Source organism: Microbacterium sp. PA5 (assembly GCF_049860775.1).
Classification (GTDB): domain Bacteria; phylum Actinomycetota; class Actinomycetes; order Actinomycetales; family Microbacteriaceae; genus Microbacterium.
Genome location: NZ_CP187567.1, coordinates 1,777,247 through 1,794,655 on the forward strand (window position 1 = coordinate 1,777,247; position 17,409 = coordinate 1,794,655).

Here is a 17,409-nt window from a genome sequence, read left to right on the forward strand (position 1 = left end):
GGCATGACCCGTGACGCCGCCGTCCCTCCCGCCGGAGCGGGCGTCACCTTCGTCATGCCGGTGCTGAACGAGGCCGACTACCTCGAGCGCGCGGTGCAGACGGTGCTCGCACAGGAGTTCGACGGCCCGGCGGAGATCGTGCTCGCGCTCGGCCCGTCGACCGACGGGACCACCGAGGTCGCCGAGCGGCTGGCTGCCGCCGATCCCCGCATCCGGCTCGTGCACAATCCCGAGGCCGACATCCCCGTCGGGCTGAACCTCGCGATCGCGGCGGGCTCCTATCCGACCATCGTCCGCGTCGACGCCCACTCCGAGCTCGCGCCGGGCTATACGGCCCGGGCGCTGGCCACCCTCGCGCTGGTGCGCGCCGCCAACGTGGGAGGCGTCATGCGGGCGCGGGGCCGCACGCCCTTCCAGCGCGCGGTCGCCTTCGCCTACAACTCGCCGATCGGCCTCGGCGGCGGCGCCTACCACAGCGGCGGCGCGGCCGGAGAAGCGGAGTCGGCGTATCTCGGCGTGATGCGGCGTGCGGTCGTCGCGGAGGTCGGCGGGTTCGACGAGTCGATCCGCCGCGGCGAGGACTGGGAGCTGAACCTGCGGATCCGCAACGCCGGCTACCGCGTGTGGTTCGAGCCGGCGCTCGCCGTCACCTACTGGCCGCGCGAGAGCTGGGTGCGCCTCGTGCGCCAGTTCCGGGCGACCGGGACGTGGCGGGGCGAGCTGGTGCGCCGCTTCGGCCGGCGCAACTCCGTGCGCTTCTTCGCGCCGCCCCTGCTCGTGCTGCTTCTCGTAGTGGCCCTCGGCGTCGCCGTCGCCCAGCTGACGAAGGTCCTGCCGGCAGCCTGGTCGCTCCTGGCCGCCGTCGTGTATGCACCGCTCGGGGCCTACGTGCTCCTCATCGCGGCGGTGTCGCTCTTCGGTCGCGGCCCGGACGGGCGCGCCTCCTGGCATGAACGCCTGTGGCGCCTGGCCGTGATCCCGTCGATGCACGTGGCCTGGGGCCTCGGATTCCTCGTCGGCCTCGCCCGCGGGGCGCGCGACACGGTCGACACGTCGCGCCTGGCACGCAACACCCCGCTTCCCTGAGCGCGGCTGCGCGGGCCTCGGCGCACCTCCCCGGGGCGGCCGGAGCGCGCGTCAGCGGTCGATGAACCCCTGATCGAGGATCCGCGCCACGACGCGCTCGGCGGCCCCGCCGTCGTCGCGCGCGTTGAAGCGCGCCCGCCATGCGGCGTACCGATCGGCGTGACGGGCGGTGAGCGTGTCGTCGGCCAGGGCCTCCTCCAGCTCGGCCTGCGTGCTCACCAGCGGACCCGGCGCCGTCGCAGCCAGGTCGAAGTAGAAGCCGCGCAGCTCGCCGCGGTAATGCGCGAGGTCGGGGACGAAGAAGTAGACCGGCCGCCCCGTCACGGTGAAGTCGAACATGACCGACGAGTAGTCGGTGATGAGGGCGTCCGCGGCGAGCAGGAGTCGGGCCACGTCGGGGTAGGCGGTGACGTCGACGACCCGTGTCCCGCGGGCGTCGGCGCCGGGAAGCAGAGTGCGCGAGTGCCCTCGCACGAGCACTACGGCACCCGCGGCGGCCGCCAGCCGGTCCAGGTCGAGGAAGTCGACGATCCGCTCGCGGTCGTCGCGCCAGGTCGGCGCATAGAGGAGGACGCGCTCGTCGGCGCCGATCCCGAGCTCGCGCCGCACGGCCGATCCGTCTCCCGTCACCAGGACGTCGTTGCGCGGATACCCCTCGACCCAGACCGGGCGGCGACGGAAGGCGTATGCGGCGCGGAGGATGGCGGCGCCGTAGCCGTTCTGGGCGAGCAGCACGTTCCACCGACGCGACTCGCGCAGCACGGCGAGGATCCGGCGGGGGTCGAACCCGCGGCGATGAAGGGCGAGTCGCTTGAGAGGCGTGCCGTGCCAGGTCTGCAGGACGACCTGCCCCGGACGACGCGCGAAACGGCGACGCAGCCAGTCGTTGACGACGAGCAGCCGCGCCGCGCCGCGCGCCCGCCACCACTCCGGGCTGCCCTCGACCACCGGCACTGCCCCCTCGGGCACCTGCACCGAGAGGTCGACGACGCTCCAGTACCGCACCACATCGGGCGCCGCGCGTGCCAGCTCGCGATCGATCGCGAGCGGGTTGCAGCTCGCGTTCCGGCCGTAGAAGCTCTCGAAGAACACGGCGTTCTCCAGGCCCTGCGGTCGCGTCGCGTAGCGGCGCTCCAATGCGTCCTGCCCCTCGCCGGAGTCGTAGGCGGGATCCACGGGCGGTCCCACCACGAGCGCGCCGTCCCCCAGCTGCGCACGGAGGGTGCCGAGCTGGGTCAGCGGGATCTCCGCCTCGACCGGCTGCGGGCCGCCCCCGTCGGCGGGGGTGACGCCCACCTCGTACACGCCGGTGGGCAGCGGCAGGGCGGGACCCGACCAGCGCGACGCCCGGAGCGGGAGCACCGCACGCCAGGTCGTGCCGCGTCCGGTGAGGGCTGCCTCCACGCGCGCACGCGGACCGATCAGCTCCACGGCACGCGGCCTCGCGCCGGTGCCGCGCAGCTCCAGCACGGGTCCCTCGTCGAAACGGGCACGGATCATCGTCTGACTCCCTCCAGCCGCCGGCGGATGACCGCGTAGACGCGTGCCGTGTTCCGGCCGTCGCGGTGGGCGTGCACGCGCGCGTCGAGGGCGACCGCCCGCGCGACGCGAGCCGATCGCTCGGGCCCGGCCGGGATCACCTCGGCCAGCTGCGCCGCCGCCTCGGTCCAGGTGCGCGCCTGCGTGCCCTCCGTGACGTCGTCGTATCGTCCGTAGAACCCGCGCTCGACGGCGTAGTCCTCGGCATCGGGCGCGAGGAACACGACCGGAAGCGGCACCAGCGAGGCATCGAACACCAGCGACGAGTAGTCGGTGACGAGCACGTCCATCCCCGGAAGCAGCGGGGTGACGTCGGGCACGAGATCGCTGCCGAACAGCCGCACGCGCTCCCCCGCACCCGCCGTGTAGTCGCCGGCACCCAGCGGATGGGAGCGGATCAGCAGCACCGCATCGGTCGCCTCGAGCATCGCATGGAGCGCCCGCCAGTCGGCGGCGTCGGGGACGGCCGGGTCGGGGTCGCCGTCACGCCATGTGGGGGCGTAGAGCACATAGGCGCGGTCGTCCGCGCCGGCCGGAGCGCCGACGAGCTGCGCGATGCTCGCCCGGGCGCTGTCGCGGCGTTGCGTCGCGGAGCCGGTCGAGAGGACGTCGACCCGCGGCTCACCGGTCACCGGCACCCGCTCGTCGTCGAGCGCGAAGGCCGACTCGAGTCGTCCCCGCACCAGATGCGACGCGGCGGGGAGCACGGCGATCCGCCGCTGCGTGGCGCGGTAGAGCGCAGCCACCAGCGGCGTCAGGAAGGGCAGCGGCGCACGCACGGTCGCCGGGGAGTCGAGGCCGATGCGCTTGAGCGGGATCCCATGCCACAGCTGGACCACGAGGGCTCCGCCCGTCGCGTACCGGTCGACGTCGCCGAACCCGTGGGTCACCACGACGACGCGCGCCCGCGCGGTCGCCCAGAAGCCGCGGAGCGTTCCGCGCCGCACCGTGGGGATGCCCATGTCCGCGGCCTGAGCGTCCTGGGCCGCGTCAGCGGTCAGCCAGACACCCCGCTGGCCTTCCGCCGCGGCGTGGCGCCAGAGGGCGAGCGCGCCGTCGGCGATGCCGACCGCGCTGCCGAAGACCCAGCCGTCGCGCGTGCGGGGGATCACCCACGTCACGACGCGACCCGCGAGGTACAGCGGTATCCGCAGGAGCTTGGCGGCGTTTCCCGCGCCGAATGAGAAGGACGCCACCCCGCGAGCCTATCGCGGGGCGGCGTCCTTCTCGTGGGGACGCGGGGGCGCGTCAGGGGGTGAGCTCGCCGAGAGTGACGTCGACGGATGCGGTCTGGCCGTCCCGCTCGTAGACCACGGTGGCGGTCGCCCCCGCGGCGAGGGCGCGCACCTGCGCGGTCAGGTCGGTCGCGTCGGTGATCGGCAGGCCGTTGAACGAGGTCACCACGTCGCCGGCGCGCAGGCCCGCCTCGGCGGCGGCGCCCCCGGCGGTCACCTCGCTGATGTAGGCGCCTGCGGTGGTCGCGTCCTCCTGCGAGGCGGCGTCGCCGACCATCGCACCGAGGAGGCCGTGGGTGGCCTCGCCGTTCTCGATCAGCTCGTCCGTGATGCGTTCGACGACGTTCGAGGGGATCGAGAAGCCGACCCCGATGGAGCCCGCCTGGCTCGAGCTGGAGCCACCGGTCGAGGCGATCGCCACGTTGATGCCGATGAGCCTGCCCTCCTCGTCGACGAGCGCGCCTCCCGAGTTCCCGGGGTTGATGGCAGCGTCGGTCTGGATCACCGCGATCGAGATCGAGCTGGTGGCCGTGGACTGCTGGTCGCCCTGACCGAAGTCGAACTGGAACGGCGACTGGCCGCCGCCCTGCTGCTGGTCCTCGTCCTCACCGTCGGGCGCTGCCGACGACGCGATCTGGATCGAGCGGTTCAGGGCGCTCACGATGCCGGTCGTCACCGTGTTCGACAGCCCCAGCGGGGCGCCGACGGCCACGGTCTGATCGCCCACGTTGAGGTCGCTCGAGTCGGCGAACTCGATGGGCGTCAGGCCCGACGCGTCCTCGAGCTTGATGACGGCCAGGTCGTAGGTGGGATCGGTGCCGACGACGGTGGCCTGGTACACCTTGCCGTCCGACGTGGTCACCGTGATGTCCGCGCTCCCGGTCGCGCCGTCGAGGGTGACGACGTGCGTGTTGGTCACGACGTAGCCGTCGCTGGTGAGCACGACCCCCGAACCGGTGCCGCCCGACGACGAGGAGGTGGCCGAGATCGTCACGACGCTGGGGAGCACCTTCGCGGCGATGGCCGTCGTCTGATTGACGGAGTCCGTGTTGTTGACCGTGACGGTCGACGGCCCGGCGGTGACGACGCTCGAGCCGGACGCGCCGAACAGCGACGCTCCGGCGGCCGAGCCGCCCAGGCCGGCGGCGCCGCCCACGAGGGCTGCGGCCACCATGATCGCGACGATCTTGCCGGCGCCGACGCGGCCCTGGTCGGCTTCGGCCGTGTGCGCACCGGTCGAGGCGGCCGGGCCGCCGGTGACGTGCGCGCCCTGCGGCTGGAGGGGCGCGGTGGGCTGGGTGTGGAAGGCGGACCCGTACGACGGGCCCTGCGGTGCGGGGGCGGCCGCCGGCAGCGGCGGGCGCGGCGGCAGGGACTGCTGCTGCGGCGCGGCGACGGCCTCGGACGCTGCAGGGACCTCGGGCGCGGCGGTGGGCGCCGCGGCAGCGGCAGGAGCCTCGGGCGCTGCGGGGGCCGAGGTCTCCGCGGGGGCGACGGACTCACCGGCGGCGGACTCGGCGGGGGTGGAGTCGTTCTCGTGGGATGACGTGGTGCTCATGGCGATTCCTTCTTTCCGGACGACTTCAGCATGACCCCGGAGTCTGTGCGTTTCTTATGGCCACACCCCGATGAGCCTATGCGTGTAGCGTGATCGCGATGCGACACATCCCCGGGGCCTGGTCACGCGCGGCGCGCGGCGCCGGCCTGCTGGCCCCCGACGGCACCGCCGTGGCCACGATCTTCGCCGAGATGAGTGCGCTCGCCGTGTCGACCGGAGCGATCAACCTCGGCCAGGGATTCCCCGACGAGGACGGGCCCGCCGTCGTGCTCGAGACCGCACGCGAGGCGATCGCGGCGGGGGCGAACCAGTACCCGCCCGGGCGGGGCATCCCCGATCTGCGCGCCGCCATCGCCGAGCACCAGGAGCGGTTCTACGGGATGGTCCTCGACCCCGAGCGCGAGGTGCTGGTGACCGCCGGGGCCACCGAGGCCCTCGCGGCGACGCTCCTCGCCCTGATCGACGGCCCCGAGGACGAGGTCGTCGTCTTCGAGCCGTACTACGACGCGTATGCGGCCTGCGTCGCGCTCGCCGGGGCCCGGCTCGTCGCGGTGCCGCTGCGCCGACCCGACTTCCAGCCCGATCTCGACGACCTGCGGCGCGCCGTCGGACCGCGCACGCGCCTCATCCTCGTCAACGATCCGCACAACCCGACGGGGGCGGTCTTCGCCCCGGAGGTGCTCGACGAGGTCGTCCGGCTCGCGGAGCGACACGATGCGGTGATCGTGACCGACGAGGTGTACGAGCATCTCGTCTTCGACGGCGCCCATACGCCGATCGCGGCGCGCGAGGACGCGCGCTCGCGCACCCTGACCATCTCGTCCGGCGGAAAGACCTTCTCGGCCACGGGATGGAAGATCGGCTGGGTCAGCGGCCCCGCCGACCTCGTCGACGCCGTCCTGGCGGTGAAGCAGTGGCTGACCTACGTCAACGGCGGCCCCTTCCAGCCGGCGATCGCGGTGGGCCTGCGCCTGGGCGACGAGTTCTTCCGGGACATGGCCGCGGCCATGCGTGCGAAGCACGACCTCCTGGGCGCGGGGCTGCGCACCGCCGGCTTCGACGTGATCCCGCCGCGCGGCGGCTACTTCACCGTCGCCGACTCGTCCCGGGTGTGCGACCGCCTCGGAGTGGCCGACGCCGACGCCCTGTGCCGCATCCTCCCCGAGCGCGCGGGGGTCGCGGCGATCCCTCTCACCGCGTTCGTCACGGCCGAGCACCGCGCCGAGTACGCCACGCTCGTGCGGTTCGCCGCCTGCAAGCGCGTCGACGTGATCGAGGAGGCCTCCGGCCGCCTGGCGGCGCTGGCCGGCTGACGTCAGTCGCGGGGCTCCACGCGGAAGCGGCGCAGCCGGAGTGCGGGGTTGACGCGTCGCACCCGCTCGACGGTCGCGGTGTCGACGTAGGCGACGGCGACGTCCTGGGCCGTTCCCACGCCGGCGATCTCCACGCCCTGGGGATCCACGACGAGCGACGCCCCCACCCCCAGCGGCGGCGGGTGGTCGGCGGCGGCGACGAAGAACGTGTTCTCGATCGCCCGCGCGTGCAGGAGCGTGCGCCAGTGGTGCTCCTTCAGCGGCCCGCGCACCCACTCCGCCGCCACCAGCACCGCGTGCGCCCCGGCGTCGGCGAGGATGCGCGCGACCTCGGGGAACCGCAGGTCGTAGCAGGTCATGAGCGCGAACCGCACCTCCCCCACCTCGAACGTCTGCGGCGCGGCGATCTGCCCGGGCTCGACCCAGTCCGACTCCCGCTGTCCGAACGCGTCGTACAGGTGCAGCTTGCGGTAGGTCGCCAGAACCCCTGTGCCGTCCACCGCGACGACCGTGTTGCGCACGCGACCGCCCTCCCCGGGGGATCGCGTGCCGCGCTCCAGCAGTCCGGCGACCACCGTGATGTCGTGCCGTCGGGCGAGCTCGACGAGCGCCGCGACGAAGGGCCCGTCGATCTCCTGGGCGTGCTCGCTCAGCGTGTCGTCGAACGGGTCGACGAAGTAGGACGAGTACTCGGGGAACAGCACGACGCGCGCTCCGCGAGCGACCGCCCGCTCGGTCAGCGCGGCGATGGTGACGAGGTTGGCCGTCTCGTCGGCCGCGGGGGCGAACTGCGCCACCGCGACTCCCACGGCCTCCGCGCTCATCGGGAGCCGCCCCGCCGGCCGCGCATCGCCGCGGGCAGTGCGAGCCACAGCAGGGCGATCACCACCGCCAGCACCGCCGCCGCGATCCACGCCGCGGTCTCCCCCACCACGATGTCGAACACGAACGCGACCACGCCGACCGTGAGAGCCGACACGGTCACCAGGGCGGTGAGCAGTGCGGCATGCCCGTAGGCGACCGTCAGCGGCTTCTCCCCGCGGCGGAACAGGCGCCGGTGCAGGGCGACCGGGGCGAGCGCGATGATCGCGCTCAGCGCGGCGAGCACGACGAGCACGAGATAGAACACGCGCTGCCCGCCCGAGAGGTCGGCGAACGCCGGCTGGAAGGCCAGCGCCAGCAGGAAGCCGGTGAGGATCTGTGTGCCGGTCTGGAGCACGCGCAGCTCCTGCAGCACCTCGTTCCAGTTGCGGTCCGCGCGTTCGTTGCGGGTCTCATCGCGGCCGTCGCCCGGGCGGGCGTCGGTACGGGTCTCGGAGCGCGACGCGTCCGCAGTTGCAGCCATGCTCACATCCTCGCCGCTGGCCGGCACGCACGGCAACCGCCCGCCACCCGGATTCGCCCCCTCCCCGAACCCGTGCTAGGCTTTCTTCTTGTGCCGCGGGGTGGAGCAGCTCGGTAGCTCGCTGGGCTCATAACCCAGAGGTCGCAGGTTCAAATCCTGTCCCCGCAACGAGAGAAGGCCCGGAATCCTCGAGATTCCGGGCCTTCCGCCTGTCCGGGCATCCCTCGCTGCGTCCTCACTCGGCGGGAGAAGGCCTCGTGAGCGCCTCCGCCATGTCGCCCAGGAAGCGCACCACGGCGCGCAGCTCCTCGTCGCCGTAGTCGTCCATCGCGGCCGTCATCCGCCGTATCCGCTCCCCGAAGTGGCGGGCGAACTCGGACCTGGCGCTCTCCGAGAGCACGACGATGCGCGCCCTCCGATCGTGAGGGTGCGGCCGGCGCTCCAGGTGGCCGCTCTCGGTCAGCCGGTCCAGCAGCTTGGTGGTCGACGCGGTCGAGATCGCCAGGTGCGTCGCGATGTCATGGGGCGACACGTAGCGCCCCCGCCGCTCGCGGACGATGAGCATCCGCAGCGCGGCGAGATCGCTCGCGTTCATGTCCATCTCGCCGCGCATGCCCGTGTTCATGCGATCCACGGCGTCGGAGAAGGCGCGCACGGCGTGCAGCGCATCCCTCACGAGACCCTCGCGGGCGGTCTCGGGAACCCAGCCCCGCTCCACCGTGTGGACACCTCCTCTGCGAGTAGGTAGTATCGCTGAAAATCGCTAGATAAACTAGCAATAGGAGGCAGAATGTCCCCCGTCGACCTCGTCGTCCTGCTTGATGACGATGGCCGCGAGATCGGTACGGCACCCAAATCGAGTGTGCACGGCACCGACACCGCCCTTCATCTCGCGTTCTCGTGCCACGTGTACAACACGCGCGGCGAGACCCTCGTGACCCGCCGCGCCCTCGACAAGGGCACCTGGCCCGGGGTGTGGAGCAACTCGTTCTGCGGCCACCCGCGGCCCGCCGAACCGGTCCTCGCGGCCGTCCACCGCCGGGCGGAGCACGAGCTCGGGATCACGCTGCGCGACGTGCGCCTCGCCCTCCCTCTCTTCCGCTACCGCGCGGTCGATGCGAACGGGATGGTCGAGCATGAGGTCTGCCCCGTCTACCTGGCGGTCACCGATGACGAGCCGGAACTGAACCCGCGGGAGGTCGCCGAGGCTCGCTGGGTCGATCCCGCCGAGCTCGCGGCAGGACTGCGCGCCACGCCCTGGGCGTTCAGCCCGTGGCTGGTGCTGCAGGCCGAGCAGCTGGACGTCCTCTCGAACGAACAGGAGCGGAGAGCCTCGTGATCGAGCTCTCCGACGCGCATCGCGCCCGCGTCGACGCCGCCATCGACCGGGCGCTGGCCCGGCTCACCGCGCGCTGCGCACCTCACGGCGACGGCGCGCAGGCCCTCGCCGCCGCCGTCAGCGCCTCCGCAGCCGACGGCAAGCGGCTGCGTCCGGCCCTCGTCGTCGCCTCCTTCACCGCCTTCGGGGGCGACACGGCCGCCACGCCGGCGCTGTGGGATGTCGCCGCGGCGTTCGAGATCCTCCACACCGCCCTGCTCGTCCACGACGACCTCATCGACCGAGACGTCGAACGGCGGGGCATCCTCAACGTCGCCGGCCGCTTCCGCGAACGCGCACACGCCTACGGGGCGGACGACCGCGGAACGGCCACCGTAGCCGACGCGGCCGCCGTGCTCGCGGGCGACCTGCTCCTCTTCGAGGCCACCCGGCTGGTGGCCACCGCGGCGCTCACCGACGACGAGCGCGACCAGCTGTTCGCGGTGCTCGACGAGGCGATCCTCGTCTCGGCGGTCGGCGAGCTCGCCGACGCGGAGCACGCCGCGCGCGCCGACCTCCCCGACGCCCACGCCCTGCTCACGGCCGCCCACGACAAGACGGCGGTGTACTCGTTCCGCGCGCCGCTGCGCGCCGGCGCGGTGCTCGCCGGCGCCACCTCGCACGCGGCGCTCTCCGATGCCGCCGCCGCGCTGGGGCTCGCCTTCCAGCTCGTCGACGACCTCATCGGCACCTTCGGATCCCGCCGCCAGGCGGGACGCGACCCGGGTGCTGATCTCCGCGAGGCCAAGCGCACGCCGCTCATCGCGCTGGCCCGGCAGACCGACGCCTGGCCGCGCGTGAGCGACGCGCTCGCGGTGGCCCACACCGGTCCCATCGCCGTCCGGCGCGCGCAGCGCGAGATCGAGGCGAGCGGCGCGCGGGTCGGGCTCGAGGAGCTCGTCCACGACAACCTGCGCCGAGCCCGCGCCCACGCGAGCTCCGCCGAGCTCCCCCCGCAGGCGGTCGTCCTGCTGGCGGCCCTGGCCGACGCCATCGAGAGACGGATCCCGTGACCGGCGGCGCGCTCTACGACCGCTGCGCGAGCGACGCCGCCGCCGCGGTCATCGCGACCTACTCGACCTCGTTCTCCCTCGCCACCCGCCTGCTCGGCGCGCGCGTGCGCCCGCGCGTGCGCGAGGTCTACGCCCTGGTCCGCCTCGCCGACGAGATCGTCGACGGCGCAGCGGAGGCTGCGGGGGTGCCCACCGCCGAGCAGCGCGCCCTGCTCGACGCCCTCGAGGACGAGACCCTGGCCGCGATCGGGCGAGGGTTCAGCACGAACCTCGTCGTCCACGCCTTCGCGCTCACCGCGGCGCGCTGCGGCATCGGCGAGGATCTCGTGCGGCCGTTCTTCGCCTCCATGCGCACCGACCTCGACCTCTCCCGTCACGACGCGGCATCCCACGACGCGTACGTCTACGGCTCGGCGGAGGTGGTGGGGCTCATGTGCCTGCAGGTCTTCGTCAACGCCGGCCGCGCCGCTCCCGTCGCGCCCGCGCCGCATCTCGTCGAGGGCGCCCGGCGCCTGGGAGCCGCATTCCAGGACATCAACTTCCTGCGCGACCTCGCCGACGACTCGGCACGCCTCGGACGCGACTACCTCGCGATGGGCGACGCGAGCGACCGGGCGGGGGTGCTCGCGCGCATCCAGGCCGACCTCGACGCGGCGGCGGTCGTCATCCCCGAACTGCCGGCGGACTGCCGTCGCGCCGTCACGACGGCGCACGGCCTGTTCGCCGAGCTCACGCGGCGACTGCGCGACGACGACGGCGACGCGCGCGTCAGCGTGCCGGCGCCCGTCAAGGCGGCGATCGCCGCGCGGGCCATCGCCGGACGACCTCCCAGGAAGGCTGACGCATGACCGCACGCACGGCGACCATCATCGGCGGCGGCATCGCGGGGCTCGCGACCGCCGCGCTCCTGGCCGACGACGGCTGGGAGGTGACGCTCTTCGAGGCCCGCGACGACCTGGGCGGCCGCGCCGGGTCCTGGGCGCGGGACGGCTTCCGCTTCGACACCGGGCCCAGCTGGTATCTCATGCCCGAGGTCTTCGAGCACTTCTTCGCCCTGCTCGGCACGTCGGCGGCGGCCGAGCTCGACCTCGTCGAACTGACTCCCGCCTACCGCGTGTACGCCGAGCCCACGGGTGACGGGCCCGGCGAGCGGGTCGACGTCACCTCCGGGCGGGACGCCGTGCGTTCGCTCTTCGAGGAGCGCGAGCCCGGCTCGGGTCCCCGCCTCGACGCCTACCTGGACTCCGCCGGCGACGCCTACGACCTCGCGGTCTCCCGCTTCCTCTACGACACCTACGCGTCCACCGAGGGGCTGCGCGATCGCCGCGTCGTCTCCCAGCTCCCCCGCCTCCTCCCCCTCCTGACGCGGCCGCTGGCCGGGCATGTGGCGAAGTTCTTCCAGGAGCCGGTGCTGCGGCAGATCCTCGGGTACCCCGCGGTGTTCCTCGGCGCGTCGCCGTTCGAGGCCCCGAGCCTGTACCACCTCATGAGCCACCTGGATCTCGACGACGGGGTGCTCTATCCCCGCGGCGGCTTCTCCGAGCTGATCGCCGCCGTCGAACGGCTCGCCCGCGGGCGGGGGGTCCGGATCCTGACGGGCTCGCCGGTGCGGGAGATCCTCGTCGACGGCAGCACGGCGACCGGCGTGCGCCTCGAGGACGGAACCGAGCACCGGTCCGATGTCGTGGTCTCCGGCGCCGATCTGCACCACACCGAGACGACCATGCTCCCGCCTCGGCTCCAGTCCTACCCCGATCGCTGGTGGGCGTCGCGCACCCCGGCGCCGGGTGCGCTCCTGCTGCTCCTCGGCGTCGACGGCGAACTGCCCGAACTGGCCCACCACACGCTGCTGTTCGCCCGCGACTGGGAGAAGAACTTCGGCGACATCTTCGGCGACCGCACGCGCATCCCCGATCCCGCATCGCTCTACGTGTGCCGCCCGTCGGCCACCGACGAGACCGTCGCTCCCCCCGGCTCGGAGAATCTCTTCGTGCTCGTGCCCATCCCGGCCGACCCCGGTCTCGGGCACGGCGGGACCGACGGGGGCGGCGACCCCGAGGTCGAGCGGGTGGCAGACCGCGTGATCGACCAGATCTCGCGATGGGCCGGGATCCCCGACCTCGCCTCCCGCATCCGCGTCCGCCGGACGATCATGCCCGCCGACTTCGCCGACGACCTCGGCATCTGGCGGGGTACGTCCCTGGGACTGGCCCACACGCTGCGGCAGAGCGCCGTGTTCCGGCCCCGGAACGTCTCGAAGAAGGTCGAGGGGCTGCTCTACACCGGCGCGTCCGTCCTTCCCGGGATCGGCCTGCCGATGTGCCTCATCTCGGCCGAGCTCGTGGTCAAGCGGCTGCGCGGCGACCGGGGCGCGGGACGGCTCCCCGTGCCGGTCGAGGCGGAGCGCTGAGGTGCCCGGCCTGTATCTCCTGTGCCTCGTGGTGTCGGCGGCCGGACTGGTCGCGCTCGATGCGCGGTTCCGTCTCGCGTTCTGGTGGACCCCGGGGCGCACCGCTGCCGCCGTCGCCCTCGGCACCGCCTTCTTCCTCGCCTGGGATGCCGTGGGGATCGCGACCGGGGTGTTCGTGAAGGGAGACAGCCCGGTGCTCCTGGGCGTGGATCTGGCCCCGCACCTTCCTCTCGAGGAGCCCGTCTTCCTCGCCTTCCTCTGCTACCTCGCCCTGCTCGTGTTCGCCGCCGTGCGGCGTCGGCAGGATCGGGCCGCAAGGGAGGACCGGTGACCTACGCGCTCATCGTGCTCCCGTTCGCCCTGGTGACGGCCGCAGTGACCCTCTCGACGCTCCGCAGGCCCCGCTTCGGCCGGCGCATGGCCGCATCGGGCATCGCCGCCGCCGTGCTCGTCGTGCTGACGGCCGTGTTCGACAACGCGATGATCGCCGCGGGGCTGTTCACCTACCCCGAGGAGCTCATCAGCGGCGTGCGGATCGGGCTCGCCCCCGTCGAGGACTTCGCGTATCCCGTGTGCGCGGCCTTCCTCGTCCCCGCCGTGCACGCGCTCCTCACGCCTCGGTGCGCGCCGGCGGCACCCGCCGGAAGAGAGCGGCGGGCGGCGGCATGACGGGCACCGTCCGGCAGCTCCTGCTCGCCTCGCGCCCTGTCAGCTGGGTCAACACGGCCTACCCCTTCGCCGCCGCGTACCTGCTCACGGTCCGCGAGGTCGACGCCGTGCTCGTGGTGGGCACGCTCTTCTTCCTCGTGCCCTACAACCTCGCGATGTACGGGATCAACGACGTCTTCGACTACGAGTCCGATCTCCGCAACCCCCGCAAGGGCGGCGCGCACGGATCGGTGCTGGACCGCCGCTTCCACCGCACGACGCTCTGGGCCTCCGCGCTCTCGTGCCTTCCGTTCGTCGTGTACCTCGTGGCCGTCGGCTCACCGGCGTCCTGGGGCGTGCTCGCGGTGAGCCTCTTCTTCGTGGTGTTCTACTCCGCTCCGCCGCTGCGCCTGAAGGAGCGGCCCTTCGCCGACTCCGTGACCAGCAGCATCCACTTCTTCTCGCCCGCGGTGTACGGGCTGGTGCTCGCCTCGGCCACCTGGACATGGCCGCTCCTCGCAGTGATCGGGGCGTTCGCCCTGTGGGGCGTCGCCTCGCACGCCTTCGGCGCGGTGCAGGACATCGTCGCCGACCGCGAGGCGGGCATCGCCTCCATCGCGACCGCGCTCGGCGCGCGGACGACGGTGCGTCTCGCCCTCGCGTGCTACGCGCTGTCCGGTCTCGCGATGCTCGGCAGCGCGTGGCCGGGACCGCTGGCGGCCGTGCTCGTGCTCCCGTACCTGGCCGCCGTGTGGCCCTACCGGAGCCTGGCCGACGAGGAGTGCACCGCAGCGACGACCGGCTGGCGACGGTTCCTGTGGATCAACCAGCTCACGGGCTTCGCCGTGACGCTGCTCCTCATCTGGTGGTGGTTCCTGACGGGGTGACCCGCCAGAGGGCGGGCCACCCGGTCGGAGGTCGATCGGCGCTCAGTCGCCGCTCAGGGCGATGAGCTTCTCCACAGCGGCGGTCAGCTTGTCGTCGGCGACGGCGAAGGCGGCGAGATCGCCCGCCTTCAGCGCCGCGTCGCGCTCGAGCATCGCCTGCTGCGCCTCGCGGAGCGCGGTCTGGATGGCGACGTCCGTGCCCTCGCCGGGATCGGTCGGCTCCTCGCCCGGCGTGCCGCTGGGCGTCGGCGTCGGGGTGACGTCGCCGTCTCCGGTGCTGGCTCCCGAGTCGCCCTCGAAGATCGCGTCGAGCGCCTCCTGCAGCGTGTCCTCGAAGGCGACCTCGTCACCGAAGGCGACCAGGATCTTCCGCAGCGCCGGCAGCTGGGTGCCGCTGGAGGCCTGCACGAACACCGGCTGGACGTAGAGCAGGCCGCCGCCGACCGGGAGGGTCAGCAGGTTTCCGTTGAGCACCTCGGACTGCCCCTGCTTGAGCAGGTTGATCTGCGAGGAGATCTCCTGGTCCGAGTTGAACGTGTTCTGCACCTGGCCGGGACCCGGCACGCTCACGTCGGCGCTGATCTCCAGCATCCGCAGCTTGCCGTAGCCCTCGCCCTTGACGCCCTTGGTGGAGCCGGCGTTCGCATCGACGGCCAGATACCCCATGAGGACGTTCCGCGACCCTTCGCCCTCGGAGGCGGGGATGAACGACGTGAACATGGAGTACGTCGGCTCGTCCTGCCCCGGCATCTGCATCGTCAGGTAGTACGGGGGCTGGAGCACCTCGGTGCGCGAGACGGGGTCGTTGGGCGTCTTCCAGGCGTTGTCGCGCGCGTAGAACGATGCCGCGTCATCGACGTGGTAGGTGCCGAGCATGGCCCGCTGGACCTTGAAGAGGTCGCTCGGGTAGCGGACGTGGCTCATCAGGTCGGCGGACATCTCCGACACCGGCTTCAGCGTGCTCGGGTAGACCTTCTGCCACGCCTGCAGCAGCGGGTCGGTCTCGTCCCAGGCGTACAGGGTGACCGAGCCGTCGTAGGCGTCGACGGTGGCCTTCACCGAGTTGCGGATGTAGTTGACGTCGTCGAGCGCGACCCGCGCCGCGTTGGTGGTGGTGTCGCTGATCGCCTGGCGGAGGCTCACGATCGACGAGTACGGGTAGTTGGCGCTCAGGGTGTATCCGTCGACGATCCAGACGATGCGGCCGTCCACGATCGACGGGTACGGGTCGTTGTCGAGCTCGAGGTAGGGCGCCGCCTTCTGCACGCGGTCGACGGGGTTGCGGTCGTAGAGGATCTGCGACTCCTCGTTGACGGCATCCGAGAAGAGGATGTCGGTCGACTGGAACTTGAGTGCGTAGATCAGGCGGTTGAAGATGCCGCCGATGGTCGGCCCGCCGTCACCGGTGAACGTCGTCTTGGTCTGGGCGGCGCCCTCGTCGGTGCCGCGCGGGTAGTCGAGCTCGATGTCCTCGGTGCCCTCGGGGGCGCCGACGATCGAGTATGTGGGCGAGGACTCGCCGAAGTAGATCCGCGGCTCGTACTCCTCCTGCGACGACAGGACGCCCGAGGTGGGGATGCCGCGCTCGAGGAAGACGGGGTTGCCGTCGGCGGTGCGGTCGTTGCCCTTGGCGGCGACCATGCCGTAGCCGTGGGTGTACACGAGAGTCGTGTTGTACCAGGACGCGGCCTGACCGAGCTGACCGAGGTTGAGCTCGCGGACGGCCATGACGGTGTCCTGGGACTCGCCGTCGATCTCGTAGCGGTCGACGTCGAGGGCTTCGGAGAACTGGTAGTACGAGCGGTACTGCTCGAGCTGGCGCACCGTGGGCGGGATGATCGCGGGGTCCATGATCCGGATGGACGAGGTCGTCTCGGCGTCCTCGCGCAGCTGACCGGACTCCACCGTGGTCACCGCGTCGTAGCCGATCTTCTCCAGCCCGTCGATGCCGTACGCCTTCTTCGTGGCGTCGATGTTGCGCTGGTAGTACGTGCTCTCCAGGCGCTCCTGGTTCGGGATCACCTGGAACTGGTTGACGAACCACGGGTAGGCGACGCCGACGACCAGCGACGAGACGATCAGCAGTCCCGTCGCGATCAGCGGGAAGCGCCAGCGGCCGATGATCGCCGTCACGAAGAACAGCGCCGCGACGATCGCCGCGACGATCGACAGGATCGCCAGCCCGGGGATGATCGCGTGCACGTCGGTGTAGCCGGCGCCGGTGATCCGCTCGCCCTCGGACAGCAGCGTCTTGTAGCGGTCGAGCCAGAGGCTCACGGCCTGCACCGCGAGGTAGAGCCCCGCGAGGACGGCGAGCTGGATGCGCGCCGACTTGGAGATCCGCAGCTCCCGCTGTCCCACGCGGACGGCGCCGTAGAGGTAGGCGACCACGGCCGAGACGGCCAGGCACACCAGCAGCACCGCTGAGGCGAAGCCGAGCAGCGACGTGTAGAACGGCAGCTCGAACAGGTAGAAGCTCGTGTCCAGCCCGAACTGGGGGTCGGCGTCACCGGTGGCGACGCGGTTCATCCACAGCCACACGGTCTCCCACTGGGCCGACGCGGCGAAGCCGGCGAAGAAGCCGAAGAAGACGGGGATGCCCCACATGGCGAGCCGGCGCAGCGGCTCGACGACCTCCTGATAGTGGTCGAGCTGAGACGTGAGTCGCGCGTAGACGGGCCGGAGGCGGTAGGCCAGCTGGATCGCGATGAAGACGGGCACCGCCATCGCGGCGAAGCCGACCAGGAACATGACCACGCGCGCCGTCCACTGCGTGACCAGCACGCCGTCGAAGCCCAGCTGCTCGTACCAGAGCCAGTCGGCGAACAGGCTCGCGAACGTGAAGAAGGCCACCACCAGGGCGGCGATCACCGCCAGGGTGATGCCGATGGCGCGACGGAGCGGGTTGGGCGTGGCCTGGTTCGGCGCTGAGGTCGTGGTCACCCCTCCATCCTAGGCGCGCCCTTTCTGGGTGGACGCCGTGGAGATTCCTCGATC

Annotated in this window: 16 protein-coding genes and 1 tRNA gene; 10 read left to right on the forward strand and 7 right to left on the reverse strand. The window is 72.4% G+C overall.

The window, feature by feature from the left end:
- Positions 1-3 precede the first annotated feature (3 nt).
- A complete protein-coding gene (locus ACPWUT_RS08370) occupies positions 4-1,086 on the forward strand; it encodes a glycosyltransferase family 2 protein (RefSeq protein ID WP_425836483.1) in 1,083 nt (360 codons plus the stop codon).
- A gap of 51 nt (positions 1,087-1,137) precedes the next feature.
- Here ACPWUT_RS08370 and ACPWUT_RS08375 read toward each other — a convergent pair whose 3' ends face one another.
- From ACPWUT_RS08375 to ACPWUT_RS08385, 3 genes are read right to left on the reverse strand one after another with little or no spacing between them, the layout of a single operon-like run.
- Positions 1,138-2,586 (reverse strand): CDP-glycerol glycerophosphotransferase family protein, encoded by a 1,449-nt coding sequence (locus ACPWUT_RS08375; protein ID WP_284527523.1) that lies wholly within the window; start codon positions 2,584-2,586, stop codon positions 1,138-1,140.
- Positions 2,583-3,821, reverse strand: coding sequence for a CDP-glycerol glycerophosphotransferase family protein (locus tag ACPWUT_RS08380; protein ID WP_425836487.1), 1,239 nt, complete (start codon positions 3,819-3,821; stop codon positions 2,583-2,585). Before ACPWUT_RS08380 ends, ACPWUT_RS08375 begins: the two co-directional genes overlap by 4 nt.
- Before the next feature lie 52 nt (positions 3,822-3,873).
- Positions 3,874-5,418 carry a S1C family serine protease gene (locus ACPWUT_RS08385; protein ID WP_284527525.1) on the reverse strand — a complete coding sequence of 515 codons (1,545 nt, stop codon included), beginning with the start codon at positions 5,416-5,418 and terminating at the stop codon, positions 3,874-3,876.
- A 98-nt stretch (positions 5,419-5,516) separates the two neighbouring features.
- Here ACPWUT_RS08385 and ACPWUT_RS08390 point away from each other — a divergent pair, with 98 nt between their 5' ends.
- A complete protein-coding gene (locus ACPWUT_RS08390; protein WP_284527526.1) occupies positions 5,517-6,731 on the forward strand; it encodes an aminotransferase class I/II-fold pyridoxal phosphate-dependent enzyme in 1,215 nt (404 codons plus the stop codon).
- Positions 6,732-6,733: 2 nt separating this feature from the next.
- Here ACPWUT_RS08390 and ACPWUT_RS08395 read toward each other — a convergent pair whose 3' ends face one another.
- Together ACPWUT_RS08395 and ACPWUT_RS08400 are read right to left on the reverse strand one after the other, a co-directional pair.
- Positions 6,734-7,555 (reverse strand): carbon-nitrogen hydrolase family protein, encoded by an 822-nt coding sequence (locus ACPWUT_RS08395; RefSeq protein WP_284527527.1) that lies wholly within the window; start codon positions 7,553-7,555, stop codon positions 6,734-6,736.
- On the reverse strand, positions 7,552-8,076 hold the full coding sequence (locus tag ACPWUT_RS08400) for a DUF6328 family protein (protein ID WP_284527528.1): 525 nt from the start codon (positions 8,074-8,076) through the stop codon (positions 7,552-7,554). The genes ACPWUT_RS08395 and ACPWUT_RS08400 overlap by 4 nt, the downstream gene beginning before the upstream one ends.
- 94 nt (positions 8,077-8,170) lie before the next feature.
- Here ACPWUT_RS08400 and ACPWUT_RS08405 point away from each other — a divergent pair.
- Positions 8,171-8,244 (forward strand) — tRNA-Met (locus ACPWUT_RS08405).
- A 67-nt stretch (positions 8,245-8,311) separates the two neighbouring features.
- On the opposite strand, the gene ACPWUT_RS08410 is transcribed toward ACPWUT_RS08405, so the two are convergent.
- A complete protein-coding gene (locus tag ACPWUT_RS08410; RefSeq protein ID WP_425836494.1) occupies positions 8,312-8,794 on the reverse strand; it encodes a MarR family winged helix-turn-helix transcriptional regulator in 483 nt (160 codons plus the stop codon).
- Positions 8,795-8,866: 72 nt separating this feature from the next.
- Here ACPWUT_RS08410 and idi point away from each other — a divergent pair, with 72 nt between their 5' ends.
- The 7 genes from idi to ACPWUT_RS08445 are packed head-to-tail and all read left to right on the forward strand — an operon-like array spanning position 8,867 to position 14,412.
- Positions 8,867-9,415 carry an isopentenyl-diphosphate Delta-isomerase gene (gene idi / locus ACPWUT_RS08415; RefSeq protein ID WP_284527530.1) on the forward strand — a complete coding sequence of 183 codons (549 nt, stop codon included), beginning with the start codon at positions 8,867-8,869 and terminating at the stop codon, positions 9,413-9,415.
- On the forward strand, positions 9,412-10,467 hold the full coding sequence (locus ACPWUT_RS08420) for a polyprenyl synthetase family protein (RefSeq protein ID WP_284527531.1): 1,056 nt from the start codon (positions 9,412-9,414) through the stop codon (positions 10,465-10,467). Before idi ends, ACPWUT_RS08420 begins: the two co-directional genes overlap by 4 nt.
- Positions 10,464-11,315 (forward strand): phytoene/squalene synthase family protein, encoded by an 852-nt coding sequence (locus ACPWUT_RS08425; protein WP_284527532.1) that lies wholly within the window; start codon positions 10,464-10,466, stop codon positions 11,313-11,315. The genes ACPWUT_RS08420 and ACPWUT_RS08425 overlap by 4 nt, the downstream gene beginning before the upstream one ends.
- Positions 11,312-12,877, forward strand: a complete 1,566-nt coding sequence (crtI, locus tag ACPWUT_RS08430) for a phytoene desaturase family protein (RefSeq protein WP_284527533.1) — start codon at positions 11,312-11,314, stop codon at positions 12,875-12,877. The genes ACPWUT_RS08425 and crtI overlap by 4 nt, the downstream gene beginning before the upstream one ends.
- 1 nt (position 12,878) lies before the next feature.
- On the forward strand, positions 12,879-13,208 hold the full coding sequence (locus ACPWUT_RS08435; protein ID WP_284527534.1) for a lycopene cyclase domain-containing protein: 330 nt from the start codon (positions 12,879-12,881) through the stop codon (positions 13,206-13,208).
- Positions 13,205-13,546, forward strand: coding sequence for a lycopene cyclase domain-containing protein (locus tag ACPWUT_RS08440; RefSeq protein ID WP_425836501.1), 342 nt, complete (start codon positions 13,205-13,207; stop codon positions 13,544-13,546). Before ACPWUT_RS08435 ends, ACPWUT_RS08440 begins: the two co-directional genes overlap by 4 nt.
- Positions 13,543-14,412 carry a prenyltransferase gene (locus ACPWUT_RS08445; protein WP_425836504.1) on the forward strand — a complete coding sequence of 290 codons (870 nt, stop codon included), beginning with the start codon at positions 13,543-13,545 and terminating at the stop codon, positions 14,410-14,412. The genes ACPWUT_RS08440 and ACPWUT_RS08445 overlap by 4 nt, the downstream gene beginning before the upstream one ends.
- A gap of 42 nt (positions 14,413-14,454) precedes the next feature.
- On the opposite strand, the gene ACPWUT_RS08450 is transcribed toward ACPWUT_RS08445, so the two are convergent.
- Positions 14,455-17,355, reverse strand: coding sequence for a UPF0182 family protein (locus tag ACPWUT_RS08450; RefSeq protein WP_284527537.1), 2,901 nt, complete (start codon positions 17,353-17,355; stop codon positions 14,455-14,457).
- Between the last annotated feature and the right edge of the window lie 54 nt (positions 17,356-17,409).